This window comes from Hymenobacter nitidus (assembly GCF_020447315.1).
GTDB classification, from domain to species: Bacteria; Bacteroidota; Bacteroidia; order Cytophagales; family Hymenobacteraceae; genus Hymenobacter; species Hymenobacter nitidus.
Window position 1 is genome coordinate 466,048 of the sequence record NZ_JAJADQ010000001.1, and the last position, 25,040, is coordinate 491,087.

Consider the following 25,040-nt stretch of genomic DNA (forward strand, 5'->3'; position numbering starts at 1 on the left):
GTAGCCTCATGCAGACTCCCACGCTTCTCTTCTTAGGCGACCTCGGCGGCGGCGAAATCATGCTGATCATGGTCGTTATCCTGATCTTCTTCGGCGCCAATAAGATTCCCGAGCTGGCCCGTGGCCTGGGCAAAGGCATCCGCGAGTTCAAAGACGCTTCGCGCGAAATCCGCAGCGAATTTGAAAACGCCGACCAGCCCCGCTACCAGGCTCCGCCTCAACCTGCTTACCCCGTAGCCCCTGCTCCGCCCGTTGTTGAAGAGCCAACAACTCCGGTGCACCCGGCGCATCATAACGATGCTGCCGCCGCTGCTACTACCTATACCGCTCCCGCTACTACGGTAGCTCCGCCCATGGACGGTGGCATTACGCCCCCGGTACCTACTACGGAAGAGCGGCCCCGCCTTGATCAAATGACCAACTGATAGCAACCACTTGAGACGCTTTACCTCTCTTACGGAAGTTCGCAACGAGCTGACGGCAGGCACCACGACCTGCCGTCAGCTCGTGGAGTATTATCTGGATAACATCCAGAAGAAAAGCCACCTGAATGCTTTTCTGGAAGTGTGGCCCGACGAAGCCCGCGCTCAGGCCGATGCCGTGGATGCCAAACTAGCCGCCGGCACTGCCGGCAAGCTGGCCGGTATGGTACTCGGCCTCAAAGACGTGCTGGCTTACAAAGACCACGCGTTGCAGAGCAGCAGCCACATTCTGGACGGCTTCAAGTCGCTGTATACCGGCACCGCCGTGCAGCGCCTGCTCGATCAGGATGCCATCATCATTGGCCGCCAGAATTGCGACGAGTTTGCCATGGGCGCTTCCAATGAGACGTCCTACTTCGGTCCGGCCCGCAATGAAATTGACCCTGAACGGGTGCCCGGCGGTTCGTCGGGCGGCTCGGCCGTGGCCGTGCAGGCCGACCTGTGCCTGGCCTCTATCGGCTCCGATACCGGCGGCTCGGTGCGGCAGCCGGCGGCGTTTTGCGGCGTTGTCGGTTTCAAGCCCACTTACTCGCGCATTTCGCGTTACGGCCTGGTGGCCTACGCTTCGTCGTTTGACCAGATTGGCACGCTGACCCGCTCGGTGGAAGACGCGGCCCTGCTGCTGGAAGTAATGGCCGGCCCCGACGATTTTGACAGCACCGTTAGCCAGCAGCCTGTGCCGGCCTATAGTAAGCTGCTTACGCCCGCCCCGCACTACCGCATCGGTTACATCCGCGACACAATGGAGCGGCCCGGCCTGAACCCGGAAATCAAGGCGGCCGTGGAAGACGTGCTGGACACGCTGCGCGGCCAGGGCCATGTGGTGGATGCCGTGGACTTCCCCTACCTCGACTACATCGTACCCTCCTACTACATTCTGACCACGGCCGAAGCCAGCTCCAATCTGAGCCGCTTCGACGGGGTGAAGTACGGCTTCCGGGCTCCGGATGCTACCGATCTGGAGTCGCTGTACAAGAAAACCCGCGCCCAGGGCTTCGGCCCCGAGGTGCAGCGCCGGATTCTGCTGGGCACTTTCGTGCTGTCGGCTGACTATTACGACGCCTATTATACCAAAGCCCAGCGCGTACGTCGTTTGATAAAGGACAAGACCGACGAACTGCTGCGCCAGTACGACTTCCTGGTATTGCCGACCACACCGACCACGGCATTCAAGATTGGCGAAAACCAGAAAGATGCTTTGGCTATGTATCTGGCCGACATTTTTACCGTACAGGCTTCCCTAGCGGGCGTACCGGCCATTTCGGTACCCGCCGGCGCCGACGCGGCCGGGCTGCCGATTGGCGTACAGGTGCTCAGCGGCGCGTTCCGCGAGGAGCATCTGCTGGCCTTTGCCAATTCACTCACGGAATCCCTCACTCCAGCCATTCCTTGATGAAAAAGTCGTTGCTGCGCGTTGCCGCTCCTTTTCTGCTCCTGGCTTTTACGGCCCGCCCCAGTGCGGCGCAGGTACAACCTGAACTGAATCCGAACGGCACGCGCACCGACGACACCACGCGCGTGCAGCTCACCGCGCCCCTCGACTCGCTGGTGGCCGAACCCGCCGCCGTCGACTCGGCCCGGCTGGTGTGGCTGCAAACTCCGCCCGAGCTGCGCGACCTGGTCGGGGACCGGATAAGCTGCCTGGATACGGACATGCCCCACGTGTTCAACGGCACGGTGATGAGCTTCGTGAACTATTTCACGCTACGCAACCGCAGCTACACCCAGCGCATTCTGGAGCGGCAAAACCTGTATTTCCCGCTGTTTGAGAAGTATCTGGCCAAATACAAGCTGCCCCAGGACCTGAAGTACCTGGCGGTGGTAGAATCGGCCTTACTGCCCACGGCCCGCTCCCGGGTGGGCGCCGTGGGCTTGTGGCAGTTTATGGGCCCCACCGGCCGCGACATGCGCCTGGTGCAGAACGAGTACATCGACGAGCGGATGAATCCGGAGAAGTCGACGGAGGCCGCCTGCCGCTACCTGCGCGACCTGTACCGCATGTTTGGCGACTGGGAGCTGGTGATGGCCGCCTACAACTGGGGCGGCGGCAACGTGCAGCGGGCCATGAAGCGCACCGGCAAGCGGACTTTCTGGGATATGTACCCGCACCTGCCCAAGGAGACGCGCAATTACGTGCCCACCTTCACGGCGGCCATGTACACGCTGCAGTATGCCAAGGAGCACGGCCTGCACAACGACTCGCTGCGCTACCAGTACGCCGAGGCCACCGACACGCTCATGATTTCGGGCCGCAGCCTGGATTTGCGTAAGTTCTCGGCTCAGTTTGGCCTCGACTCGGCGGCTATTTCCCGGCACAACCCCGAAATCCGCAAGAGCTTCCTGCCCGAAACTATCCGGAACTACAAGCTGACGGTGCCGGCCTGCGTGCGGACCGAGCTGGCCGCGGTGGACCGCAACACCCTGCTGGACTTCTGCAAGGTGGTAGCCCCACCCCCGCACCCGATTACGCCGCTGGTACCGGCCCTGCCCGCTGCTGATTCGGCCGCGGCGGCGCTGGCTGCCACTGAAAAAGCCGCCGCCAAGCCCGAGTATCGCCGCATCCGGCACTCGGTGCGGCGTGGGGAAAGCGTGGCGGATGTAGCCGCGCGCTACGAGGTAAGCCCGGCCCAGGTTCGGCGCTGGAACAAGCTGCGCCAGGGCAAGGCCCTGGTACCGCGCCAGCAGCTGGTGGTATTTGTGCCGCTGGAAGCTCCCGCCACGGCAGCGCCGGCTGTTGCCGCCCGCAAGGCAACGGTACCCGCCAAGCTGCCTGTGCCCGCTGAAAAGGCAGCGGAGAAAGAAACAGTAGCCAAAGCCTCACGGCCGGCGCCGGTTACAACTGCTGCCGACACGCAGAAGGTAGATACGGAGCCAGAGAAAGTCCTGGCCGCGGCCCCGACCCGCAGTTCGCGCCCGGCCCGGGAGGCCGCTGTAGCCGAGGCTAAGGCCGCCGCACCAGCTGCTGCGAATGAAGGCCTGCCCGCCGAATACACCGTGCGCCGGGGCGACAACCTGAGCCGGCTGGCCCGGGAGCGGAGCGTAACCGTAGCCCAGCTCATGGCCTGGAACAGCCTGGAAACCGAAGCCGTGGTGCCGGGCCAGAAGCTGCTGTTTCGGGCGCCCACAGAAGCGGAAGCCGCGGCAGCCATCAAAGCCGCCGCCCGCCGCGTGGCTGCTGCCCCGGCCGCTCCGGCAGCGCGCCCGGCCGACGTGCTGCCCGCCCCCAAAGTGCACCTGGTGCAGCCCGGCGACACGCTCTACAACATCTCGCGCCGCTACCAGGGCGTAACGGTGGAGCAGCTGCGCAAGCTCAACAACCTCAAATCGGATGAAGTGAAGCCGGGGCAGAAGCTGCTGGTGCAGGGTTAAGGCCTCCGATAATTCCAAATAGTATGGGCCACTCCATATGGGGTGGCCTTTTTGTTAAGTCCGCCTTTTGCCCCACTGAATGTGGCTCTGCCCGTGGCTCAAGGCACTTTCCGTGGCTGGCTCGGGGCGCTTGTAAAGTCTATTTCCGCCGGATTCTCGGCGCCGGGCCTGAAAGCAGGGTGTTATACTTACGCAGTCTTTCTCACCGCTACCATCTATAGTCCTACTTTGGCTGGTCTGCCTACCTGTTTAGCTTGCTTCCTCCCTTCCCTCTACAATTATGAAACTGCTCCCACTCCTTCTGCTGCTGCTTACGGCCAGTGCTTGTAAAAAAGAAAAAACTGAGTTGGAAAAGCTGCCCGACGCCTCGCAGACCGGCAGCGGAGCCGGTGCCTTCCTGCTCGATGGCCAAGCCTGGCTGCCGGACGAGAGTAGTACTATTAACTTCGGCGGCGGTGGCAGCGGCTTCCTGGCTCAGTGGCGCCGCACCAAGACCGGCCGCTCCTTAGAGCTGACCTTCAGCAGATACAGTGACCGGACGGGGCTAAATATTTTCCTACCTGACGTCCGTCGAACCGGCACATTTGCTTTCAACCAGCAGGCTCAAGTCTTGCTCGACCACAGCCCCGCCTATGGATTATACTTTATGACTAAAAGCCTAACGGTACCACGAAGCTTCCTGACCGGCCCGACGGCCACGGGCACCTTGACCGTTACGCGCTTCGACACGGTGGCTCACATCGTCTCGGGCACCTTCGATATGACTGTGCAGGAGCAGAACGGCTCCGAAACCCACCACCTTACCCACGGCCGTTTCGACTATCCGTTTTAGACCGCCTCCTTTTTTCTATCCTAATTCTACTAAGTCGTGCGGCCACTACCTCCGGCATCTTTTATGATAGTGTTCTACCGATGACTGGTCTAGATTGCCTCTAGTCCCAGTGTTGACTCTGCCCAACGCGGCATTGGTCCATAGGATGAGGTAGCACTCGGCTACCTGTTTAGCTTGCTTTCACTCTTCCCCAAAACGGCTCCCGCTTCCAGCAAAGCCGTTGCTAAGCCTGCCGCGCCCAAAGTAGAAAGGGCAGCAGTAGCGCGAACTTTGTAATTCGCGCTACTGCGCACCAGGATCAGCCTTCCATTCACGGGGTGTCGGATGAGCTTCATCCGACACCCCGTGTTTTTTATGCGGGCTCCATGAATTTCACGGAAGCTCCCGTAATTTTCACCTGACCGCGCATAAAATTCATAGGAGTTCAGATGATTTTCAGGGGCCGGGCTGAGGGCGGCAGCGGGGCGCGCGTGAGGCGGGCGGCTTTGATTCCGGCTGATTTCGCCCCAACTTGCTTACTTGCTTTGTAGCAACCCCTCATTTATTGCTCCGCCCTCATGCTGAAAATAAACAAACAGGAAGCCCTCGACTACCACTCCCAGAACCCGGCCGGCAAGATCGAAGTAGTGCCCACCAAGCCCGTCAGCACCCAGCTGGATCTGGCCCTGGCCTACTCCCCCGGCGTGGCCGAGCCCTGCAAAGCCATTGCCCTCAACAAAGACGACGTGTATAAGTACACCGCCAAGGGCAACCTGGTAGGCGTTATCAGCAACGGTACGGCCGTGCTGGGTTTGGGCAACATCGGCCCCGACGCCTCCAAGCCGGTGATGGAAGGCAAGGGCGTCCTGTTCAAGAAATTCGCGGGCCTCGACTGCTTCGACATCGAAATCGACTGCACCGACCCCGACGAGTTCGTGCGCATCGTCAAGTCGCTGGAGCCTACCTTCGGCGGCATCAACCTGGAAGACATCAAGGCTCCCGAGTGCTTCGTAATTGAGAAGGCCCTGCGCGAGCAGATGACCATTCCGCTGATGCACGACGACCAGCACGGTACGGCCATTATTTCGTCGGCCGCCCTGCTGAACGCCCTGGAAGTGGTGGGCAAGGACATCAAGGAAATCAAGCTGGTGGTGAGCGGCGCGGGTGCGGCGGCCATCAGCTGCCTGCGCCTCTACCGGGAGCTGGGCCTGAACGTGCAAAACGTGACGGTGTTCGACAAGGACGGCGTGATAAACCAGCACCGCACCGACCTAGCCGAGCTGCAGATGCAGTTTGCTACCTCCAGCAACGTCACGACCCTGGCCGAGGCCATGGAAGGGGCTGACGTGTTCCTGGGCCTGTCGGCCGCCAATGTGCTGCCCGCCGAGCTGCTCCTGAAGATGGCCGACAACCCCATCGTATTTGCCCTGGCCAACCCCGACCCGGAAATCGTGTACGAGCTGGCCCTGGCCACCCGCCCCGATATTATCATGGCTACGGGCCGCTCCGACCACCCCAACCAGGTGAATAACGTGCTGGGCTTCCCCTACATCTTCCGGGGCGCAATGGACGTGCGGGCCACCGAAATCAACGAGGCCATGAAGCTGGCCGCCGTGCAGGCCCTGGCCGAGCTGGCCAAGGAGCCCGTGCCCGACATGGTGAACAAGGCCTACGGCGACAACACCCTGACCTTCGGCCGCACCTACCTCATTCCCAAGCCCCTCGACCCGCGCCTGATTACGACCGTGAGCGTGGCCGTGGCCAAGGCCGGCATTGCCAGCGGCGTAGCCCGCCGCGAAATAACCGACTGGCTGGCCTACGAGGACGAGCTGCGCAGCCGCCTGGGCGTGAATCAGAAGCTGATGAACCGCATTACCAGCGCGGCCAAGGCCAACCCCAAGCGCGTGGTATTTGCCGAAGGCGACAATTACAAGATTCTCAAGGCGGCCCAAATCGTATACGACGAGGGTATCGCCGTGCCGATTCTGCTGGGTAACCGCAAGAAGATTGACGCCATTGCCCGCGCCAACAGCCTCGACCTGGAGGGCTGCCAGATCATCGACATTCTGGAAGAAGACGCCAAGCGCGACGAGTACGCCGAGCTGCTGTTCCGCAAGCGGCAGCGCCGCGGCATTACGCTGTATGAAGGCCGCCGCCTGCTGCGCGAGCGGAACTACTACGCCTCCATGATGGTCGAAACCGGCGAGGCCGATGCCTTTATCAGCGGTCTGAGCAAGGATTACGGTAAAAGCATTTTGCCCGCCCTGCAGGTAATTGGGGTAGACGACGGCGTGCAGCGCGTGGCCGGTATGTACATCATCCAGCACAAAAAAGGCCCATTCTTCTTCGCCGATACCACCGTGAACATCGACCCCACGGCCGAGGAAATGGTGGATATCATCGGGCTGGCGGCCCGCACCGTGCGCTTCTTCGACACCGAGCCCCGCGTGGCCGTGCTGAGCTACTCTAACTTCGGCTCCAACCCCGGCCCCCTGCCCGACAAGGCCCGCCGGGCCACCGAGCTGGCCAAGAAGCGCTACCCCGACCTGCTGCTCGACGGTGAAATGCAGGCCAACACGGCCCTGAATCCCGAGCTGCTGCGCGAGCAATACCCCTTCTCGGAGCTGGCCGAGCAGGGCGCCAACACCCTGATTTTCCCCAACGTAGTATCGGGCAACATTGCCTATAAAGTACTCCAGGAAATCGGGGGCGCGGAGGTTATCGGGCCGGTGCTGATGGGCATGCGCAAGCCGGTGCACATTCTGCAGCTGGGCGCCTCGGTGCGCGAAATCGTGAACATGACGGCCATTGCCGTCGTCGATGCGCAGACCAACCGCAAGCCCCTGTAAGGGCCGGCCGATAAAACTGCGTATACATCCAAGAAACGGGATGTTTCGGCCGGGCAAACTCGGCCGAAACATCCCGTTTTTTAGTGGAAAAAGCCAGTAGATTTGGGATAGAAAAGCCCGGATTCACTGTTGGCCTTCACGCGAAGCTACGCCCGGTTGCGGATGTCAATATCTGCTTTTTGCCATACCCGGGTTGCTGCCGCGTTCAGTTTCTTATTCTTAGCTTGCCTGCATGATTGCCTACCTCGACGGAAAACTAGCTCACAAAGACCCCACAATGGCCATTATGGACGTGAATGGCGTGGGTTATGAGATTAAAATTTCTTTGGCCACTTACTCCAAGCTTCCGTTGGAAGGCGAGAAGGCCAAGATTTACACCTACCAGCACATCAAGGAAGATGCTCAGGCCCTCTACGGCTTCCTGGACCCCAATGAAAAGGCGCTGTTCATGCACCTGATTTCGGTATCGGGCATCGGGCCGGGCACGGGCATTATGATGGTATCGTCGATGTCAGTGGGCGAAATCCGCCACGCCATCGTCAGTGAGGATGTGCGCTCTATTCAGAGCATCAAGGGCGTAGGACCCAAAACGGCGCAGCGCGTGATTCTGGAGCTGCGCGACAAGCTGCGCAAGGATGAGCTGCTCAGCAAGGCCGGAGTAGATACCGTGCCGCTGGCCCGCGCGCACAATACGAACCGCTCGGAAGCGTTAGCCGCATTAGTGACTTTGGGCTTCGCCCGGGCCGCTGCCGAGAAGAACCTGGACCAGATTCAGCAGAAGCACGGCAACGAGCTGAGCGTGGAGGAATTAATTAAATTTGCTCTTAAGTCTCATTAGAATTTTACCTGGCCCCGCGTCTGCTTGCTACACTTGAACTCCGGTAAGAAGTCCCTCACCGCCACGATAGTTGTTGTCGCCTCTTTGCTGGCCTGGTGGTCGCAGGCGGCACCTATCGGCGCTGGTCCGTTTGCTATGCGTCAGCTGTGGGCCTGGTTGCCCAAGGCTGGCCGCCGTGCCCGCGTGGCCCTTGCTCCCGACACGCCCCGGGTAGTACTGCCCGACACCAGTCGTTACCGGCCCAGCCGGCGCCCCAAGGTAGAGCCCGAGGATCGGCCCGGCTCACCGTTTGCGCCCCAGCGGCGGCAGTCGCCCCTGATTCTGGACCTGCCCTCGAACGTGAACCTGCAGGTAACGCCCGACGACAGCTTAGAATACTACGATGTGCGCGAAAAGGTTGGGGCCGACATTGATTTTCGGGACCCGAGCCTGATGACTTTCGAGGAATACTCGGAGTGGCAGCAGCGCGAAGCCATTCGCCGGTATTTCCGGGAACGGTCGGCCGGCGGGGTGGCCGGGGATGAGAATACGCCCGAAAACCGGCGTCTGATTCCCAAGATCTACCTGGGCCCTATTGCCGACCGGCTGTTCGGCGGCAGCTACGTGGATATCCGACCCAACGGGGCCGTGACCCTGCGCATGGGCGCCCGCTTCAACCGCAACCTGAACCCCACCCTGACCCTGCGCCAGCAGCGGGTGGGCGACTTCCAGTACGAGCAGAACATGAACCTCAACCTCACCGGCCAGATCGGGGAGAAGCTGCGGCTCACGTTCAACTACGACACCAAGGCGGCCTTCGATTTCGAGAACAACATGAAGCTCGACTACACGGGCTACGAAACCGAAATCATCCGCAAAGTAGAGCTGGGCAACGTGAGTCTGCCCCTGAACAACTCCCTGATTCAGGGCGGGCAGAACCTGTTTGGCGTTAAAACCCAGCTGCAGTTCGGCAAGCTGGCCGTGACGGCCGTGGCCAGCACCCTGCGCGGCACCGCCGACGCGGTGAGCGTGCAGAACGGGGCCCAGAGCCGCAACTTCGAGCTGAAAGCCAGCCAGTACGAGCGGGACCGGCACTTCTTCCTGGCGCAGTTTTTCCGCGACCGGTATGATGCCACCCTGCGCAACCTGCCCACGATTCAGTCGGGCATCGACATTACGCACATTGAGGTCTACGTTACGAACGACAACCGGCAGAGCGACAACCTGCGCAACGTGGTGGGCCTGATGGACCTGGCCGAGCCGGCGCGCGTGTACCGGCAGCAGTTTCGGCGCAGCCCCAACCGGCTGCCGGCCGACAACACCTCCAACCGCGAGTACCAGGACATTGTAGTAAGCGGCGGCAACGAGGCGCGTGATGCCGAAACCGCCGACCAGTACCTGCAGCGCCAGAACCTGAGCAAGACCATCGACTACGAGCGGGTGCGGGCCCGGCTGCTCGATGCCCGGGAGTATACCTTCAATGCCCAGCTGGGCTATCTGTCGCTGAATACGCCCCTGCTGCCCGAGCAGGTGCTGGCCGTATCGTACCAGTATACCTACAATGGCAAAACCTACACCGTAGGCGACATAGCTACCAACAACTCGGGCGTGCAGCAGGGCCAGGTGCTGTACCTGAAGCTGCTGAAAGCCAGCAACCCGGGCGTAGGCCTGGCAAACCCAGGTGAAAACACAGAAAACCTGAACCTGCTCACGCGCAACCTGCCGACCTGGGATTTGATGATGAAAAACATCTACTCCCTGAACGCCAGTCAGCTGAACCGGGACAATTTCCAGCTCCAGATCGTGTACAAGGACGACCAGACCGGCGTCGACCTTATCTCGCTGAAGGAAGGCCAGCGGCTGGTGAACGTGCCCCTGATTCAGGTGCTGAACCTGGACAACGTAAACCCCAACAACGACCAGAACCCGGACGGTAACTTCGACTTCTTCCCCGGCACGACCATTGACCCCGACCTGGGCAAAATCATCTTCCCGGTAGTGGAGCCTTTTGGCGGCTACCTGCGCGCCCAGTTCGACACCACGGGCCGGGCCGGCGGCAACCCGCAGCTGGAACGGGAATTTGCCCGCAAATACGTGTACCAGGAGCTCTACAACCAAACCCAGAGCGACGCCCAGCAGCGCCAGGAGAAGGACAAGTTCTTCCTGCGCGGCCGTTTCCAGGCTACTGCCACCGACGAAATCAACCTGCCCGGCCTGGGCATTGCCGAGGGCTCGGTGCGCGTTACCTCGGGCAGCACGCTGCTGGAAGAAGGCCGCGACTACCAGGTTTTCTACGACCAGGCCAAGGTCAAAATCCTGAACCCGAGCTACCTGAACTCGGCCAATGAGCTGAAGGTGTCGTTCGAGAAGAATGCCCTGGTGCAGGTGCAGCCCCGCAAGCTGCTCGGGGCCCGCTTCGATTACCGCCTCAACCAGGACGTGAACTTCGGCGCCACGGTGCTGCATCTGCTGGAAAACCAGGCCCCAGGCATCAACCGCGTCAACATCGGCGACGAGCCGGGCAACAACACCATCTACGGCTTCGACGTGAACATGCGGCGCGACTCGCGGGCCCTGACCAAGTACCTGGACATGCTGCCCCTGATTTCGACCAAGGAGCCTTCCTCGGTGGCTTTCAGCGGCGAAATTGCCCAGCTGCTGCCGGGCCGCTCCAAGCTGGGCCGCGGCGAAGACGGCGTGTCCTACATCGACGACTTTGAAAACGCCCGTACGCCCTACTCCTTGGGCGGGGTAAGCGCGGCCACGGCCTGGCGCCTGTCGTCGACGCCCTCGCCCCTGGTGGCGCCTAATGCCACCAACCGCGAATATGCCTTCAAGCGCGCTAAGCTGGCCTGGTACACCGTCGACCAGACATACTACACGGGCGGCCCTGGCAAGCCCGGCAACATCAGCGACAATGAGCTGAAGAACCACTACGTGCGCGGCATCGAGCGTACCGAAATCTTCCCCAACCGCGACGTGGGCGCCACCGGCAACGGCTTCGAGTACTCGTTCGACATGGCCTACTTTCCCGAGGAGCGGGGCCAGTACAACTACAGCCCGGCCATCAAGGACAACGGCAAGCGCCTGACTTCGCCCCTGACCTCGCACTACGCCGGTATCAGCCGCGAAATCACCTTCGACACCGACTTCGATAACGCCAACGTCGAGTACATGGAGTTCTGGCTCATGGACCCCTTCATCAAGGGTGACCGGGGCAAGATCAACGACTCGGAGAATGCGCCGGTAAACAACGAAACCGGTGGTGAGCTGTACCTGAACCTGGGCTCGGTGTCGGAAGACGTGCTGCGCGACGGCAGCCAGTACGAGTTTGAAAACGGCCTGCCCACCAGCCCGGCCGACATCAACCAGGACACCAAGCCGACCGACTGGGGCCGGGTGTCGCGCCAGCAGTTCCTGACTGACGCCTTCAACACCACGCCCGGGGGCCGCGCCCGCCAGGATATTGGTTTGGAAGGCCTAGATGACAACGAGGAAAAAGCCTTTTTCGGGGCTATTACCGGGGCCTATGCCTCGGTAGACGACCCCTCGGCCGACAACTTCCGCCACCACCTCGACGACTTCTATACCAATAACAGCACGCAGGTGCTGGGCCGGTATAAGAACTACAACGGTATGGAAGGCAACTCGCAGGAGAACAGCCAGCTCAGCTCCACGGCCTTTCCCGACAAGGAAGACCTGAACCGGGACAACGTCATTACGGACACGGAGCGCTACTACGAGTGGCGCATGTCGCTGAAGCCCGACCAGATGGAAGTCGGCCAGAACTACATCGTCGACAAGGTTACGAACTCCATTACCGGCGACCAGGTGTCGTGGTACCAGTTCCGCATTCCGATTCGGCAGCCCTCGGGCGTAATCGTCAATGGCCAGACCGGTGAGCCCTTCGGCTACAAGTCCATTCGCTTCGTGCGCATGTACCTCACGGGCTGGCAGCAGCCGGTGGTGCTGCGCATGGTGCAGCCCCAGTTTGTGGCCAACCAGTGGCGCCGCTTCTTGAGCCCGATTTCCCAGCCCGGTGCGCCCTGCATCAACTGCGGCGAGGACAAGACGCCCTTCACCATTTCCACGGTCAGCATCGAGGAGAACGGTATTGCCAGCGTGAGCGGCACCGACGCTATTCCCTACGTGCTGCCGCCCAACATTCAGCGCGACAAGGAGTACGGCTCCAGCACCGTGAACCGCGAGCAGAACGAGCAGTCGTTGCGCCTGTGCGTGGAAGACCTGCGCGACGGCGTGGGCAAGGCAGCCTACAAGAACATCAACATTAGCATGCTGCGCTACAAGCAGCTGCGCATGTTCCTGCACGCCGAAAGCGACGACCAGCGCATCGTGAACGGCCCGGCCGGGCAGGTGCGCGCCTTTGTGCGCATTGGCACCGACTACACCCAGAACTACTACGAATACTCGCTGCCCCTGCAGATCACCAAGCCGGGCTCGACCAACGAGCGGGACATCTGGCCTGAGGAAAACGAGGTGAAGATTTCCTTCCAGGAATTTATCGACGCCAAGGCCACCCGCAACCAGACCAGCCCCAACCTGCTGGTACCATTTGTGAAGCAGCTGCCCAACGGGGCCACCATCACCATTGTTGGCAACCCCGATTTCAGCGCGGTGCAGGGCGTCATGATTGGCGTGCTGAACCCGCAGGACGACAACGCCAGTAAGTCGGTGTGCATCTGGGCCGATGAGTTCCGGGTGTTCGACTTCGAGCGGGAAAACGGCTGGGCCGCTACCGCGCGCTTCAACACCAAGCTGGCCGACCTGGCCAATATTACGGCTACCGGCAGCTACACCTCCATCGGCTTCGGTGGCCTGCAGGACAAAGTGGCCCAACGCTCCCTCGACAACGTTATCCGCGGCGACTTCAACGCGGCCGTAGCCGCCGACAAGCTGCTGCCCGAGAAGCTGGGTTTGCGCATTCCGGTGCTGGTGCAGGCCGGCCAGGAAACCCGCAGCCCCAAGTACGACCCGCTCGACCCCGACACCCGCCTGGAACAGTCCCTGCTCAAGTTTAAATCAGAAGATGACAAGGCCGCCTACAAAAAGGAGGTCATCGACCAAACCAGTAGTCGAAGCATCAGTCTGCTGAACGTGCGCAAGGAGCGGCTGAACCCCGACAAGAAGGTGCGGCCCTACGACGTGGAGAACTTTGCCCTGAGCTACTCCCTGACCGAGCGCCTGCACACGGACATTCGCACCGACCGGGACTTCACCAAGACCTACACCGGGGCCCTGGCCTATGTGTACCAGACGACGCCGAAGAACTACACCCCGCTGGCGTCTATCAAGGCCCTGGACTCGCCCTACCTGAAGATTTTCCAGGATCTGAACTTCACGCCCCTGCCCAGCCGCTTTGCCTTCCGCGCCGACCTGGACCGCCGCTACAACGAGCGGCAGCTGCAGCGCACCCAGTTGCCCGGCCAGGTGCCCACCACCGATGGTATTGCCCCCATCTACCAGAAGAGCTTTTTCTTCAACCGGATTTACGACCTGAAGTGGGACCTGACCAAGAGCCTGATCTTCGACTACACGGCCAACAACCGGGCGGTAATTGACGAAGGCGTAGGCCCCTCGCTGGGCGACGACCCCATTGCGCGCGCCAACCGCGAGCAGCTGCGCGACAACCTGTTCAAGCGCGGCGGCCGGACCACCAACTTCAACCAGACCGTGGCCCTCACCTACCGGCTGCCCCTGGACAAGTTTCCGCTGACCGACTGGCTGTCGGCAGATACGCGCTATGCGGCCAACTACTCGTGGCAGGCTGCTTCCACGGCCCTGACGGCTCCGTTGTATCCTAACGCCACCGACCCGGACAGCCTGAAGCTGACTCAGTCCTTCAACCTAGGCAACACGGTGCAGAACAACGCCGAAATCAGCGCCAACGGCAAGATTGATTTGGTGAAGCTCTACAACAAGGTGCGCTTCCTCAACATCATCAACAATGCCCCGGCCCCGCTGCAGAAAGAGCGGGACGCCGGCCGCAAAGGCCTGATAACGCCGCCGGCCCTGGGCAAGCTGCAGGATAAAGCCCAGCAGCCGGCCGAAGCCGCCCAGGACTCGGCCAAAGGACCGGAGCTGCGCGTGCTCAAGGCTGTGCTCCGCTCCCTAATGACGGCCCGCTCCCTGAACTTCACCTACACCCGCAGCAGCGGCACTTTGCTGCCGGGCTACCTGCCGGGTACCAGCCTCTTCGGCCTGAATAATGAGCTGGCCCCCGGAATTCCCTTCGTGCTGGGTCGGCAGTATGGTCTGGAAGAGCTGTACAACCAAGCCACTTCCAACGGCTGGTACACCCAGCGCAGCGACCTGCTGAACACGCCCTTCAGCTCGCTGATGACGGAAAACCTGACCCTGCGCACCGCTCTGGAGCCTTTCCGCGACTTCAACATTCAGCTCGACGGCCGCCGCCAACTGGTGCGCAACAACGAAACTTTCTACCGTCTGGCGGTAGATACGACCACGCTGGAGCCCTTCCGTGACCGTGTCACGGGCAACTACACCGGGGAGCTGGCGCCGCGCCTGCCCAACAGCACCGGCACGTTCAGCACCTCGTTCATCTCTATCCAGACGCTGTTTGGCGACCGGTCGGCCAACGGGGAGCAGTCCAAAGCTTTCGACCGGTTTGTAACAAACCGCGGAATCGTGCGGGAGCGGCTGCAGGCGGCCAACCCGGAAGCCTACGGCCCCGACCGCGCCACCAAGGCCGGCGTGTATGGCTACAACTCCCAGGACGTGCTGATTCCGGCCTTCATCGATGCCTACCAGGGCCGTTCCTCGGACGGCTACAAGGCCAAGAAGTTCAACCCGTTTGCCCTGTTGCCCATTCCCAACTGGCGCATCGACTACAACGGTCTGGCCGAGCTGCCCTTCATGAAGCGCTATTTCCGCTCGATTACGCTGAACCACGCCTACGCTTCTACTTACAACGTGGCCAGCTACACCACGTCCACGCTGTATAACTCCCAGCCGGATTTCCTCTCCACGCTGACCAGCCAGAACAACCAGTTTATTCCCTACTACATCATCGGGCAGGTCACGATTGCCGAGCGCCTGTCCCCGCTGATTGGCCTCAACTTCCAGACCCTGCAGAAAGTAACGGGCCGCCTGGAGTTGCGTACCGAGCGCAACATCACCCTGAATGCTACCAACGCCCAGGTGACGGAGCTGCACTCGCAGGAGCTGGTGGTGGGGTTTGGCTACGCCACGAACCGGTTGAAAATCCCGTTCCGCATCGGGGGTGAGCAGCGTGTGCTACGCAACGAGCTGACGGCCCGCCTGGACCTGTCGATTCGGGACAACACCACTATTCAGCGCACCATCGAGGAAGTAGCCGACCCAACGACTATCCCAGACCCCAACGATCCTACCCGCAATATCATCACGGCGGGCAACGTGGGCCGGGCCCGGGGCCTCGCTACCAATGGTACCCGCCAGCTGCAGCTGCGCCCCACCATCGACTACGTGCTGAACCAGCGGCTAAACCTGCAGGTGTTCTTCTCGCGCACCGTTACCGAGCCGCGGGTGCAGAACTCCTTTAAGAACTCGGCAACCGAAGGCGGCCTGCAGCTTCGCTACAGCTTGTCGCAGTAAAGCCCAACAGGGCAGCACCGCTAACACAGCCACCAGGCTCCGCAAAGGGCCGGTGGCTGTTTTTTTTGGATTTCCGGCAATTTGCCGGGGCCAGGCTTTAGCCATTTCGCAAGCCAACACGTACTTTTGGCCTCGGGCGCCCCGCGCCGGTTTTCACCCCTCCCAAAACAATACTCCATGAATCTCCCCGCTAATCTGAAGTACACCAAAGAGCACGAATGGGTCCGTGTGGAAGGCAACGTTGCTTATATCGGCATCACCGACCACGCCCAGAAAGAGCTTGGTGACATCGTCTATGTTGATATCGACACCCTCGACAAGGAAGTAGCCCAAAACGACATATTTGGCACGGTTGAAGCCGTAAAAACGGTTTCTGACCTTTTCAGCCCGGTTTCCGGCACCGTAGTGGAAATCAACGAGAAGCTCGACGGCAGCCCCGAAACGGTAAACTCCGACCCGTATGGCGACGGCTGGATGATTAAGATGGAACTCTCCAACCCGTCCGAAATCGACGCCCTGCTGACGGCTGAAAGCTACGGTGAGCTGATCGGCGCCTAACCCGCGCTTCGCACCGTGCAGCCTGTTGCGCCGCCCCCGTCCCGTCGCCGAGCCTTGGCTGCTCTGCCGCTGGCGTGGGCGGCGTTTGTGTTGGTCCTGACGCTGACCCCAGCCCAGGATATGCCTGCCGTACCGCCTTGGGAGCTTCTTTCCTTCGACACGGCGGCTCATGCCTTCGTCTTTTTTGTTCTGGCTGCCCTGAGCTATTTTTCCAGTGTGCGCCAGCGCCGCTTTCCCCGCCGCCGCACCTACGCTTTCAGTCTGGTGCTGGCCGAGGGTCTTCTGCTGGGTAGCCTTATCGAGTTCCTGCAAATCACGATGGACCTGGGCCGGCACGGCGAATGGTCTGATCTGCTCAGTGATGGTATCGGCACCATTGTCGGTCTATTGCTGGCCCACGCCTGCCGCCGCTGGTGGGCCTAACCCTGCTGCCATGCTCCCCGCTATTTCCTCCGTGGTCTTTCGTCGTCTGCTGGGCCTTGGTATTGGAGTAGGGCTGGTTGCCGTCAAGGCGCCTACTGTCTGTGCCCAGGACATGGGCCGGGCCCGGGCCACCATCACAACCCTGGCGGCCCCGGCGATGCATGGCCGCGGCTACGTAAAAAAAGGCGAGCAGCGGGCCGCCGACTATATCCGTCGGCGCTTCCAGCAGTTAGGACTCCGCTCATTCACGCACCGGTATGCCCAGCATTTCCCGGTTTCCATCAATACTTTTCCCGGGCGATGCACGCTCCTGCTCGATGGCAGGGCCTTGGAGCCAGGCGCCGATTTCATTCTGGAACCCGCCTCCGGTTCGGGCGACATCACGGGTCCGCTTACCCTGTTAGACACTCTCATCTTCACGGATGAAGCCGCCGGCCAACGTTTCTTAGCTCGCTCCTTGCAGAAGCAGGTCCTCGTGCTGCGGCAGCGGGATGCCGAGCGCATCCGTACGCTCCCGGAGGCCTTTGCCCAGCATCTCACCCAAGCAGCCGCCCTCATAACCCTGGTCCCGGATAAGCTCACTGCTTCCCTGGCCGGTCATCAGATTTCTCAGCCCCGGCTGCAGGTCATGGCCCACCGCTGGCCACTACAGAGCAAGCAGGCCACCGTGCAAGTCGACGCAGTGCTGCTGCCCAAGTATCCCGCGCGCAATATCATCGGGTACGTGCCGGGCAGCATCCAACCTGACTCCTTTCTGGTTGTTTCCGCGCATTACGACCATCTGGGCCGCATGGGCAAGAACGTCTACTTTCCGGGCGCCAACGACAATGCCAGCGGTACTGCTCTGCTGCTAGAGTTGGCCGCTTATTACGCCAAGCCCGAGAACCAACCGGCTTATTCCGTTGTCTTCATGGCCTTCGGCGCTGAAGAGGCCGGCTTGCTGGGCTCTTCCTATTTTGTACAACACCCGCTTTTTCCGCTGGCCAACATCCGCTTCCTAGTCAATCTTGATCTAGAAGGCACGGGGCAGGATGGCATAACCGTCGTAAATGGCCGGGTATTGGAGCAGCCCTTCAAAGCACTGGAAAAGCTCAACGCAGGGCAGCGCTTTCTTACCAGCATAGCGCCCCGGGGCCGCGCCGCCAACTCCGACCATCACCCTTTCTCGGAGCAAGGCGTACCAGCTTTCTTCCTCTATACCCGCGGCGGCAGCAAGGCCTACCACGACATCTACGACCAGCCGGAAAATCTGCCCTTAACTGCCTTTGCCGGCGTTTATCAGTTGGTAATTGCTTTTTTCAGCACGCTGGCAACAAGCAAATAGGCATTCCTCGCAACGGTGGCTATCAGCGTTGCTTCAAACTTGTCTGAAAACAACAATCCCGGAATTCTCTGACTTTAGTCAAAGAATTCCGGGATTGTTAGATTATATCGTAGTTCGGGGCAGTCGGCGGCTTAGCCGTTCGACTTGAACGAGGCCATGATCTGCTTGGCAACAGCTTCCCACTCGGGCTTCTGGCGGTCGGCGCAGGTGAAGTTGCACATCAGCAATTTGCCTTCTACGTCGGTGAAGAAAACCAGATTGTACACCTCGTGGCCGAGTTCGGGCTTCATCAGTTCCATGTAACCAATTTTGCGGCCGTTTACCTCTTTAACGCCTTTGTTGAACCACTTCGCCTCCTTGTACTGCTTGGAGTACATCTTGTAGAAGTTCTCGGCATACATGTCAATCATGTCCTGATCGGCAGTGTTGTCGGTATAGGTGAAGGCGATGCTGGCCTCTTTGCTATTGGTGTAGATAACGCTGGGACGGCTCTGCGCTTTGGCGTAGTTGAAGTCCATCTGCTGCTCGCTCATCACCTCGAAGCCCTTGGGAATCAAGATTTCAACCCGCTCGCTGAGAACACGCTTTTTAATCATTTCCACCTCAGCGAAAGGGCGGAATGCCGACAGCAACAGCGTCAAGCAAAGTACGGGAGCTAGTAAGGCTTTTTTCATAGTAGTGGCTGAAAAAAACGTGGAATTCAAGGGTAAGTAAGACTCCAAACTTCGAGTAGTCACTCTGTTCGGATAACACAATTTAGGCAGAAAATCTGAAGCTGCAAATTTTCGTCTGAAAATAATTGGCTTGCGGAGCTCAAACCGGCCTGATGATTCAGAAAAAAGCGGTTTTAAGCTTGTTAAGGGCATTTACGAAAAATATACATTTCTGGATGTCCTCGGGGTCAACATAAAATTTCCGGAAGTGGTATAGCAAATAAACTATACCAAAATTTATGTCAAAAGTTCAATTCTACATACTTATAGGCATTAGCTAAAAACCGTGGTACTCAAAGAATGTTATTGATTTGTTCCTTGATTTTCTCGAGCTCTTCCTTCATGCCGACAACCAGGTGCTGGACCACCGAATCGTTTGCTTTTGAGCCAATTGTGTTGATTTCGCGGCCAATTTCCTGCGAAATAAACGCTAATTTCTTTCCGCTGGGCTCGGGTATAGCTACAGTTTCGATGAAGTACTGCAAATGACTGGTCAAACGGACCTTTTCCTCGGCAATGTCAAGCTTCTCAATATAGTATAGCACCTCCTGTTCGAAGCGCACCGGATTGAACTGCTCGTGGCTGGTAAGCTCGGCCAGGTGCTGCTGCAAACGCTGGCGCACGTGCTCGATACGGGCCGGGTCGTGGCGCTCTACCTCGCGCAGCTGCTGCTGAATCTGCTCGACGTATCCGACAATCTCTGCGGTGAGGGCCTGCCCTTCGTCGTGGCGAAACTGGTTGACGCGCTCCAGGGCCTCGGTCACCAGGGGCAGCAATTCATCCCAGCCGATTTCCTCCTCTTCATCGGCCACGGCCGCTTCGGTGGGGGCCTGCAGTACGCCGGGCATGTGCAGCGCCAGCGCAAACAACTGGTCCTTGGGGGCTCCTACCAGCTCGGCGGCCTTTTCCAGCTCCCGATACGAGGCCAGCAGGGCATCCTGATTGAGCACGGCGCTGGGCCGGACGGCATTGCGGGGCCGAACGAAGTCGAAGCTCAGGTTGACTTTGCCCCTGACCAGCGCTTTGGTTATAATATTTCGAAGCTCCAGTTCCCGATCCTGCAGGAAGCGGGGCAGCCGCAAACTCAAATCCAGCGTCTTGGAATTCAGGGACTTTATTTCGACCGTGGCCGAATAACGGTCAGTCTCGCGGTGTGCGATACCGTAACCGGTCATGGACAAAAGCATGGAGAGTATGGGCTAGAGGGCAGATGAAAGCGGGTGCAAAAGTAATGGTTTTCAACTCAGTATGTATATATACCCCTGGGAATAACATAAGGGTAACCTTGTCGAAATACTGGCATAATAGGGCTACGGTAGCTTTGTGAAACGAAAAATCACAGCCGTATGCGCCGCCTAGGACTACTGTTTATTTTCCTGATTATCAATTCCTTTGCCTACGCCCAGCAAGGATCAATCAGTGGCAAAGTAACTGATAAAAAAACGGGCGAGGGCGTCATTGGCGCTACCGTACTGGTAACGGGCACGGTGCAGGCGGCACCAGTGGATGTGCAGGGCCATTATGAGCTGAAGCTTGCCCCGGGCACCTACAACATTACGATGACCTACATCGGCTACAAGCCGCTGACGTTTGCCGGCATCGTGGTGACGGCCAACGCCAAAACATCTCTGAACGGGGTGATGGAAGAGAATGCCACCAACCTGCAGGAGGTGACCGTGACGGGCCAGAAGCAAACCGGCACCGAGGTGGCCATGATTCAGGACCTGAAGCGCAGCGAGGTGGTGGTGAGCGGCATGAGCAACGACCAGATCGTGAAGACGCTGGACCGCGACGCGGCGGAGGTAGTGAAGCGCATTCCGGGTGTAACGGTGCAGAACAACAACTTCATTGTGATTCGCGGCCTGGCCGAGCGCTACAATACGGTGCTGCTGAACGACGCGCTGACACCCTCAGCCGAAGTAGACACCCGCTCCTTCTCCTTTGATATTCTGCCCAGCTCGGTTATCGACCGGGTCCTGATTTTCAAATCGGGCTCTCCGGAGCTGCCCGGCGAGTTTGGCGGCGGCGTAGTGAAGGTGTACACCAAGAATAGCGTGCTGGAAAATACGGGCAGCTTCTCGGTTTCGGGCTGGGTACGCTCCACCAACTCCTTTAAGAGCGACTTTCTGCAGTCCAATCACAGCCCGACCGATTTCCTGGGTTTCGACAACGGCCAGCGCAACATGCCCGGCGTGCTTAACAGCCTGAACCAGCAGAACCGCACCACGACGCCCGAACAGCTCCAGCAGCTGCGGGGCACACTGCGCAACGAATTCCTACCCACTACCATTACCTCCCGCCCCGACCTGCGCCTCTCGCTGGGTTTGAACCGCAAGTTTGAGATTGGCAGCGTCTATATCAGCAACGTTACCTCGCTGTCGTACTCCAATACGCAGGAGCAGTACACGGCCCAGCGCCAGCGCTTCTCGGCCTACGACCCCGCTAAGTCCGACCAGCTACCGGGCAAGCTGTTCGACTACTCCGATACGCGCAGTTTGTCGGCCGTGCGCCTAGGCGTTATCCACAACTACCAAGTGCGCCTGAATGACCGCCACAAGCTGGAGTTCCGCAACTTCTTCAACCAGTACGGCACCGATGAGGTGGTGAACCGCAAGGGCGTGAACATCGACGACGCGCAGGAGCGCAACGACTTCTCGCTGCACTACCAGAGCCGCAGCATCTACTCGGGCCAGCTCGGTGGCACGCACACGGTGGGTCCCGAGAGCCGCTTTGCCCTGACCTGGGCCGGGGGCTACAACTACGTAAACCGCGACGAGCCCGACTACCGCCAGAACCAGCAGACGCGCGAGGTGACGGCCAACATGCCCAGCGAACAGAACCCGACGCCGTTTTTGGTTTCCATCAACACCATCCCGACTACCAGCTCGCGCTTTTACTCTACGCTCACGGAAAACACCTACATGGGCAGTGGGCAGGTGGAGTACCGGTTCAAGAACAACCGCGACACGCTGCGCGCCAGCGAGTATAAGGTGCGGGCCGGCTTCTACGGCGAAGAGAAAAAGCGTACGTACGACAGCCGCTACTTCAACTACACCCGCTCCCGCCGCTTCGACTCTACTATTGGCGAGGAGTCGCTGGAAACGATTTTCAGCGACAAAAACCTTGATGCCAATACCGGCTTGGTGTTGCGCGAAGGCACCTTACCCCAGGACCGCTACATCGGCCGCAACCGCCTGGTGGCTACCTACCTGAGCGGAGTGGCTCCAATTTCCGACAAGTTCAACGTGACCGGCGGCGTGCGGGTAGAATACAACCGGAAGAACCTGGAGTCGGGCGACGTGCAGGAGAAGGCCTACGAGGAGATTCGCACCTTCGTGCTGCCCTCACTGAATGCCACCTACAGCTTCACGGAGCGCAGCATGCTGCGGGCCGGCGTGAGCGAGTCGGTGAACCGGCCCGAGTTCCGGGAAGTAGCCAACTACACGTACTACGACTTTAGCACCAACTTCTTCATTACCGGCAACAACACGCTGCGCACGGCCCGGATTTACAACGCCGACCTACGCTACGAGTTCTACCCCAGCCGCTCGGAGATGCTGTCGGTCGGCCTGTTTGGCAAGCGCTTCATCGACCCCATTGAGCAGGTAACCCGCTCGGTGGGCGGCAGCGACGTGTACCTGGGCTACCAGAACGCTACCAAAGCCTACGACCTGGGCGTGGAAATCGAGGCTCGCAAGTCGTTGCTCGACCTGACGGACAACCCCTTTCTACAGCGCCTCTCCTTCGTGCTGAATGCCTCCCTGATCCGCAGCCGCGTGCAGCTGGATACGACGCTGGCCGAAAACAAGAAGTTTGCTCTCACCGACCGCGCCCTGCAGGGGCAGTCGCCCTACGTGGTGAACCTGGGCGTGTTCTACCAGGACGACGAGAACCGCTGGCAGGTATCGGCCCAGTACAACGTCATCGGGCCGCGCATTGCCTTCGTGGGCGACCGGGACCGGAACTTCTCCATTCTGGAAATGCCGCGCCACGTGGTCGACCTGGCCCTGACCAAGGGCATCGGCAGCCACTTCGAGGTGCGGGCCGGCATTCAGAACATGCTCAACCAGGAAGTGCAGCAGTACTACGACTTCGACCGCAACGGCAAGATCAACGGCATCGAGAAAGGCGCGGCCTTCTCCCGCTACCGCCGCGGCACCTACTCCACGCTGGGCCTCACGATGCGCTTTTAGCCCCCCGCCGCGGTAACAGTTTCTTAACCCAGAGGCAGTGAAATGGTAACGCCCGAACGGTGGCAAACGCGCCGGTTCGGGCGGACCTTTGCAGAGCAATTCCACAACTACTTACCTCCTATTTTCTCGCATGAAAAAGACTGTACTCCCGGCTCTTCTTGCCCTGGCGCTGGCCACTTCGCCGCTCACCATGCTGGCGCAGTCGTGCCCGGCTACTTCGGCCGTCGTATCCGTTGGCACGGGCACGCCCAGCAAAACAGGACTTGCCATCACGCAGAATACCACCTGGACCCGCAACAACATCTACCTGCTCAACGGGACGGTATACGTGAACAGCGGCGTCACGCTGACCATCGAGGCCGGCACCATCATTAAGGGCGACCTGAACAACCAGGGGGCGCTGGTTATCCGACAGGGCGGCAAGCTGATTGCCGCTGGTACGGCTACCCAGCCCATCGTTTTCACCTCCAATCAACCCGCCGGCCAGCGGGCTCCCGGCGACTGGGGCGGCGTTATCATCTGCGGCCGCGCGCCCATCAACCAGAACGGTAACCCCTCCATCGAAGGTGGCGTGGAGGCCAACTACGGCGGCACCGACCCGGCCGACAACTCCGGCGTGCTGCAGTACGTGCGCATCGAATACCCCGGCGTGGCTTTCCTGCCCAACAGCGAAATCAACGGCCTGACCCTGGGCGGCGTGGGCTACGGCACCACCATCGACCACGTGCAGGTAACGGGCTCGGGCGATGACTCCTTCGAGTGGTTTGGCGGCACCGTCAACGCGAAATACCTGATTGCCCTGGCCGGCACCGACGACGATTTCGACACCGACAACGGCTTCTCGGGCCGGGTGCAATACGGCCTGGCCGTGCGCGACCCACGCCGCGGCGACATTGCCACGGGCGGCGTGTCGAATGGCTTTGAGAGTGACAACGACGCCACCGGCTCGGCCAACGCGCCCCAGACCTCGGCCGTGTTTTCGAATATGACCGTGCTGCTGCCTACCACCCCGACCCCGGCGGCTCCTTTCAACAACTCCAACGGCGCGCAGATTCGCCGCAACTCGGCGCTGAGCATTTTCAACTCGGTATTTGCCGGCCGCCGCTTTGGCCTGGAGCTGAACAGCAACTCGACCAACCTGACCACCAACAACGCCCAGGGCGGTTCCCTGGTGTTTGCCAATAACGTGCTGGCTGGCTACACGGCTCCCGGCCGGGCGGGCCGCGTAACGAGCAACAGCGGCCTGACTGCGGGCTTCACCATCAACGGCTTCGTGGGCGGCAATGGCAACGACACGACGCGCACCGTAGCGGCCCTGGGCCTGAATGCCGACAACTTTGCCTTCGAGGGCAACTGCTCGAACAACAAGCCCTGCGTGCCCAGCCTAGACCTGCCCGCCGCCTCCCTGCTGAACACCGGCGCGGCCTTCACCAATGCCAAGCTCACGGGCAGCGGCAACGGTGGCCCCAACAGCACCTTCGACGTGGTTACCTTCCGCGGCGCCTTCGGCAGCACCAACTGGGCGGCGGGCTGGACGAACTTCAATCCGCAGAACACCTGCTACAACCTGCCCGGCCAGACGCTGGCCACAAAACCGGCCAACGACCAGGTGCAAAGCCTGAGCGTGGCGCCCAATCCCACGGCCGGCGAGGCGCTGCTTTCCTTCGAGTTGAAAACAGCTGACGTAGCCACGGTACGCATCACCGATGCCCTGGGCCGCAAAGTGGCGGTTATCGAGGCGGGCCGCCTGAGCGCGGGTCCGCAGCAGCTGGCCCTGCCCTCTACGCTGCACAACGGCGTCTACATTGCTACCGTGACGACCAACCAAACCAGCCAGACAGTTCGGTTCGTGGTAGCCAAGTAACCCAGACCTTACGTTTATCAAAG

Annotated in this window: 14 protein-coding genes; 12 read left to right on the forward strand and 2 right to left on the reverse strand. The window is 60.3% G+C overall.

The window, feature by feature from the left end:
- Nucleotides 1–8 precede the first annotated feature (8 nt).
- The 10 genes from LGH70_RS23760 (at nt 9) to LGH70_RS02100 (ending at nt 18,247) form a co-directional block, all read left to right on the forward strand.
- A complete protein-coding gene (locus LGH70_RS23760; RefSeq protein WP_348533729.1) occupies nt 9–425 on the forward strand; it encodes a Sec-independent protein translocase subunit TatA/TatB in 417 nt (138 codons plus the stop codon).
- 10 nt (nt 426–435) lie between these two features.
- Nucleotides 436–1,875, forward strand: a complete 1,440-nt coding sequence (gatA, locus tag LGH70_RS02060; protein ID WP_226182189.1) for an Asp-tRNA(Asn)/Glu-tRNA(Gln) amidotransferase subunit GatA — start codon at nt 436–438, stop codon at nt 1,873–1,875.
- On the forward strand, nt 1,875–3,851 hold the full coding sequence (locus tag LGH70_RS02065) for a LysM peptidoglycan-binding domain-containing protein (protein ID WP_226182191.1): 1,977 nt from the start codon (nt 1,875–1,877) through the stop codon (nt 3,849–3,851). Before gatA ends, LGH70_RS02065 begins: the two co-directional genes overlap by 1 nt.
- Before the next feature lie 280 nt (nt 3,852–4,131).
- Complete coding sequence (locus tag LGH70_RS02070; RefSeq protein WP_226182193.1) at nt 4,132–4,683, forward strand: Riean_0653 family protein; 552 nt, start codon at nt 4,132–4,134, stop codon at nt 4,681–4,683.
- Between the two features lie 557 nt (nt 4,684–5,240).
- Nucleotides 5,241–7,511 (forward strand): NADP-dependent malic enzyme, encoded by a 2,271-nt coding sequence (locus tag LGH70_RS02075; protein WP_226182195.1) that lies wholly within the window; start codon nt 5,241–5,243, stop codon nt 7,509–7,511.
- 232 nt (nt 7,512–7,743) lie between these two features.
- Nucleotides 7,744–8,349 carry a Holliday junction branch migration protein RuvA gene (gene ruvA / locus LGH70_RS02080; protein ID WP_226182197.1) on the forward strand — a complete coding sequence of 202 codons (606 nt, stop codon included), beginning with the start codon at nt 7,744–7,746 and terminating at the stop codon, nt 8,347–8,349.
- Nucleotides 8,350–8,373: 24 nt separating this feature from the next.
- Entirely contained in the window at nt 8,374–15,942 is a 7,569-nt protein-coding gene (gene sov / locus LGH70_RS02085) for a T9SS outer membrane translocon Sov/SprA (protein ID WP_226182199.1), read from the forward strand.
- A gap of 177 nt (nt 15,943–16,119) precedes the next feature.
- A complete protein-coding gene (gene gcvH, locus LGH70_RS02090) occupies nt 16,120–16,500 on the forward strand; it encodes a glycine cleavage system protein GcvH (RefSeq protein WP_226182201.1) in 381 nt (126 codons plus the stop codon).
- 54 nt (nt 16,501–16,554) lie between these two features.
- Complete coding sequence (locus tag LGH70_RS02095) at nt 16,555–16,923, forward strand: VanZ family protein (protein WP_226182203.1); 369 nt, start codon at nt 16,555–16,557, stop codon at nt 16,921–16,923.
- Between the two features lie 10 nt (nt 16,924–16,933).
- On the forward strand, nt 16,934–18,247 hold the full coding sequence (locus LGH70_RS02100) for a M28 family metallopeptidase (RefSeq protein WP_226182205.1): 1,314 nt from the start codon (nt 16,934–16,936) through the stop codon (nt 18,245–18,247).
- A 131-nt stretch (nt 18,248–18,378) separates the two neighbouring features.
- Here LGH70_RS02100 and LGH70_RS02105 read toward each other — a convergent pair whose 3' ends face one another.
- Nucleotides 18,379–18,843, reverse strand: a complete 465-nt coding sequence (locus tag LGH70_RS02105) for a hypothetical protein (protein ID WP_226182207.1) — start codon at nt 18,841–18,843, stop codon at nt 18,379–18,381.
- Between the two features lie 410 nt (nt 18,844–19,253).
- On the reverse strand, nt 19,254–20,135 hold the full coding sequence (locus LGH70_RS02110; RefSeq protein ID WP_262905200.1) for a YicC/YloC family endoribonuclease: 882 nt from the start codon (nt 20,133–20,135) through the stop codon (nt 19,254–19,256).
- A gap of 171 nt (nt 20,136–20,306) precedes the next feature.
- On the opposite strand from LGH70_RS02110, the gene LGH70_RS02115 reads away from it, so the two are divergent.
- Both LGH70_RS02115 and LGH70_RS02120 read left to right on the forward strand, forming a co-directional pair.
- Nucleotides 20,307–23,153 (forward strand): TonB-dependent receptor, encoded by a 2,847-nt coding sequence (locus tag LGH70_RS02115; protein WP_226182211.1) that lies wholly within the window; start codon nt 20,307–20,309, stop codon nt 23,151–23,153.
- A 130-nt stretch (nt 23,154–23,283) separates the two neighbouring features.
- Nucleotides 23,284–25,017, forward strand: coding sequence for a T9SS type A sorting domain-containing protein (locus LGH70_RS02120; protein ID WP_226182213.1), 1,734 nt, complete (start codon nt 23,284–23,286; stop codon nt 25,015–25,017).
- Nucleotides 25,018–25,040: the final 23 nt, after the last annotated feature.

What these genes read in the sequence shown, in the direction of transcription:
- LGH70_RS23760 (WP_348533729.1), top strand. Translation starts at nt 9, where the DNA reads ATGCAGACTCCCACGCTTCTCTTCTTAGGCGACCTCGGCGGCGGCGAA.
- LGH70_RS02065 (WP_226182191.1), top strand. Translation starts at nt 1,875, where the DNA reads ATGAAAAAGTCGTTGCTGCGCGTTGCCGCTCCTTTTCTGCTCCTGGCT.
- LGH70_RS02070 (WP_226182193.1), top strand. Translation starts at nt 4,132, where the DNA reads ATGAAACTGCTCCCACTCCTTCTGCTGCTGCTTACGGCCAGTGCTTGT.
- LGH70_RS02075 (WP_226182195.1), top strand. Translation starts at nt 5,241, where the DNA reads ATGCTGAAAATAAACAAACAGGAAGCCCTCGACTACCACTCCCAGAAC.
- ruvA (WP_226182197.1), top strand. Translation starts at nt 7,744, where the DNA reads ATGATTGCCTACCTCGACGGAAAACTAGCTCACAAAGACCCCACAATG.
- gcvH (WP_226182201.1), top strand. Translation starts at nt 16,120, where the DNA reads ATGAATCTCCCCGCTAATCTGAAGTACACCAAAGAGCACGAATGGGTC.
- LGH70_RS02100 (WP_226182205.1), top strand. Translation starts at nt 16,934, where the DNA reads ATGCTCCCCGCTATTTCCTCCGTGGTCTTTCGTCGTCTGCTGGGCCTT.
- LGH70_RS02105 (WP_226182207.1), bottom strand. Translation starts at nt 18,843, where the DNA reads ATGATTAAAAAGCGTGTTCTCAGCGAGCGGGTTGAAATCTTGATTCCC.
- LGH70_RS02110 (WP_262905200.1), bottom strand. Translation starts at nt 20,135, where the DNA reads ATGACCGGTTACGGTATCGCACACCGCGAGACTGACCGTTATTCGGCC.
- LGH70_RS02115 (WP_226182211.1), top strand. Translation starts at nt 20,307, where the DNA reads ATGCGCCGCCTAGGACTACTGTTTATTTTCCTGATTATCAATTCCTTT.
- LGH70_RS02120 (WP_226182213.1), top strand. Translation starts at nt 23,284, where the DNA reads ATGAAAAAGACTGTACTCCCGGCTCTTCTTGCCCTGGCGCTGGCCACT.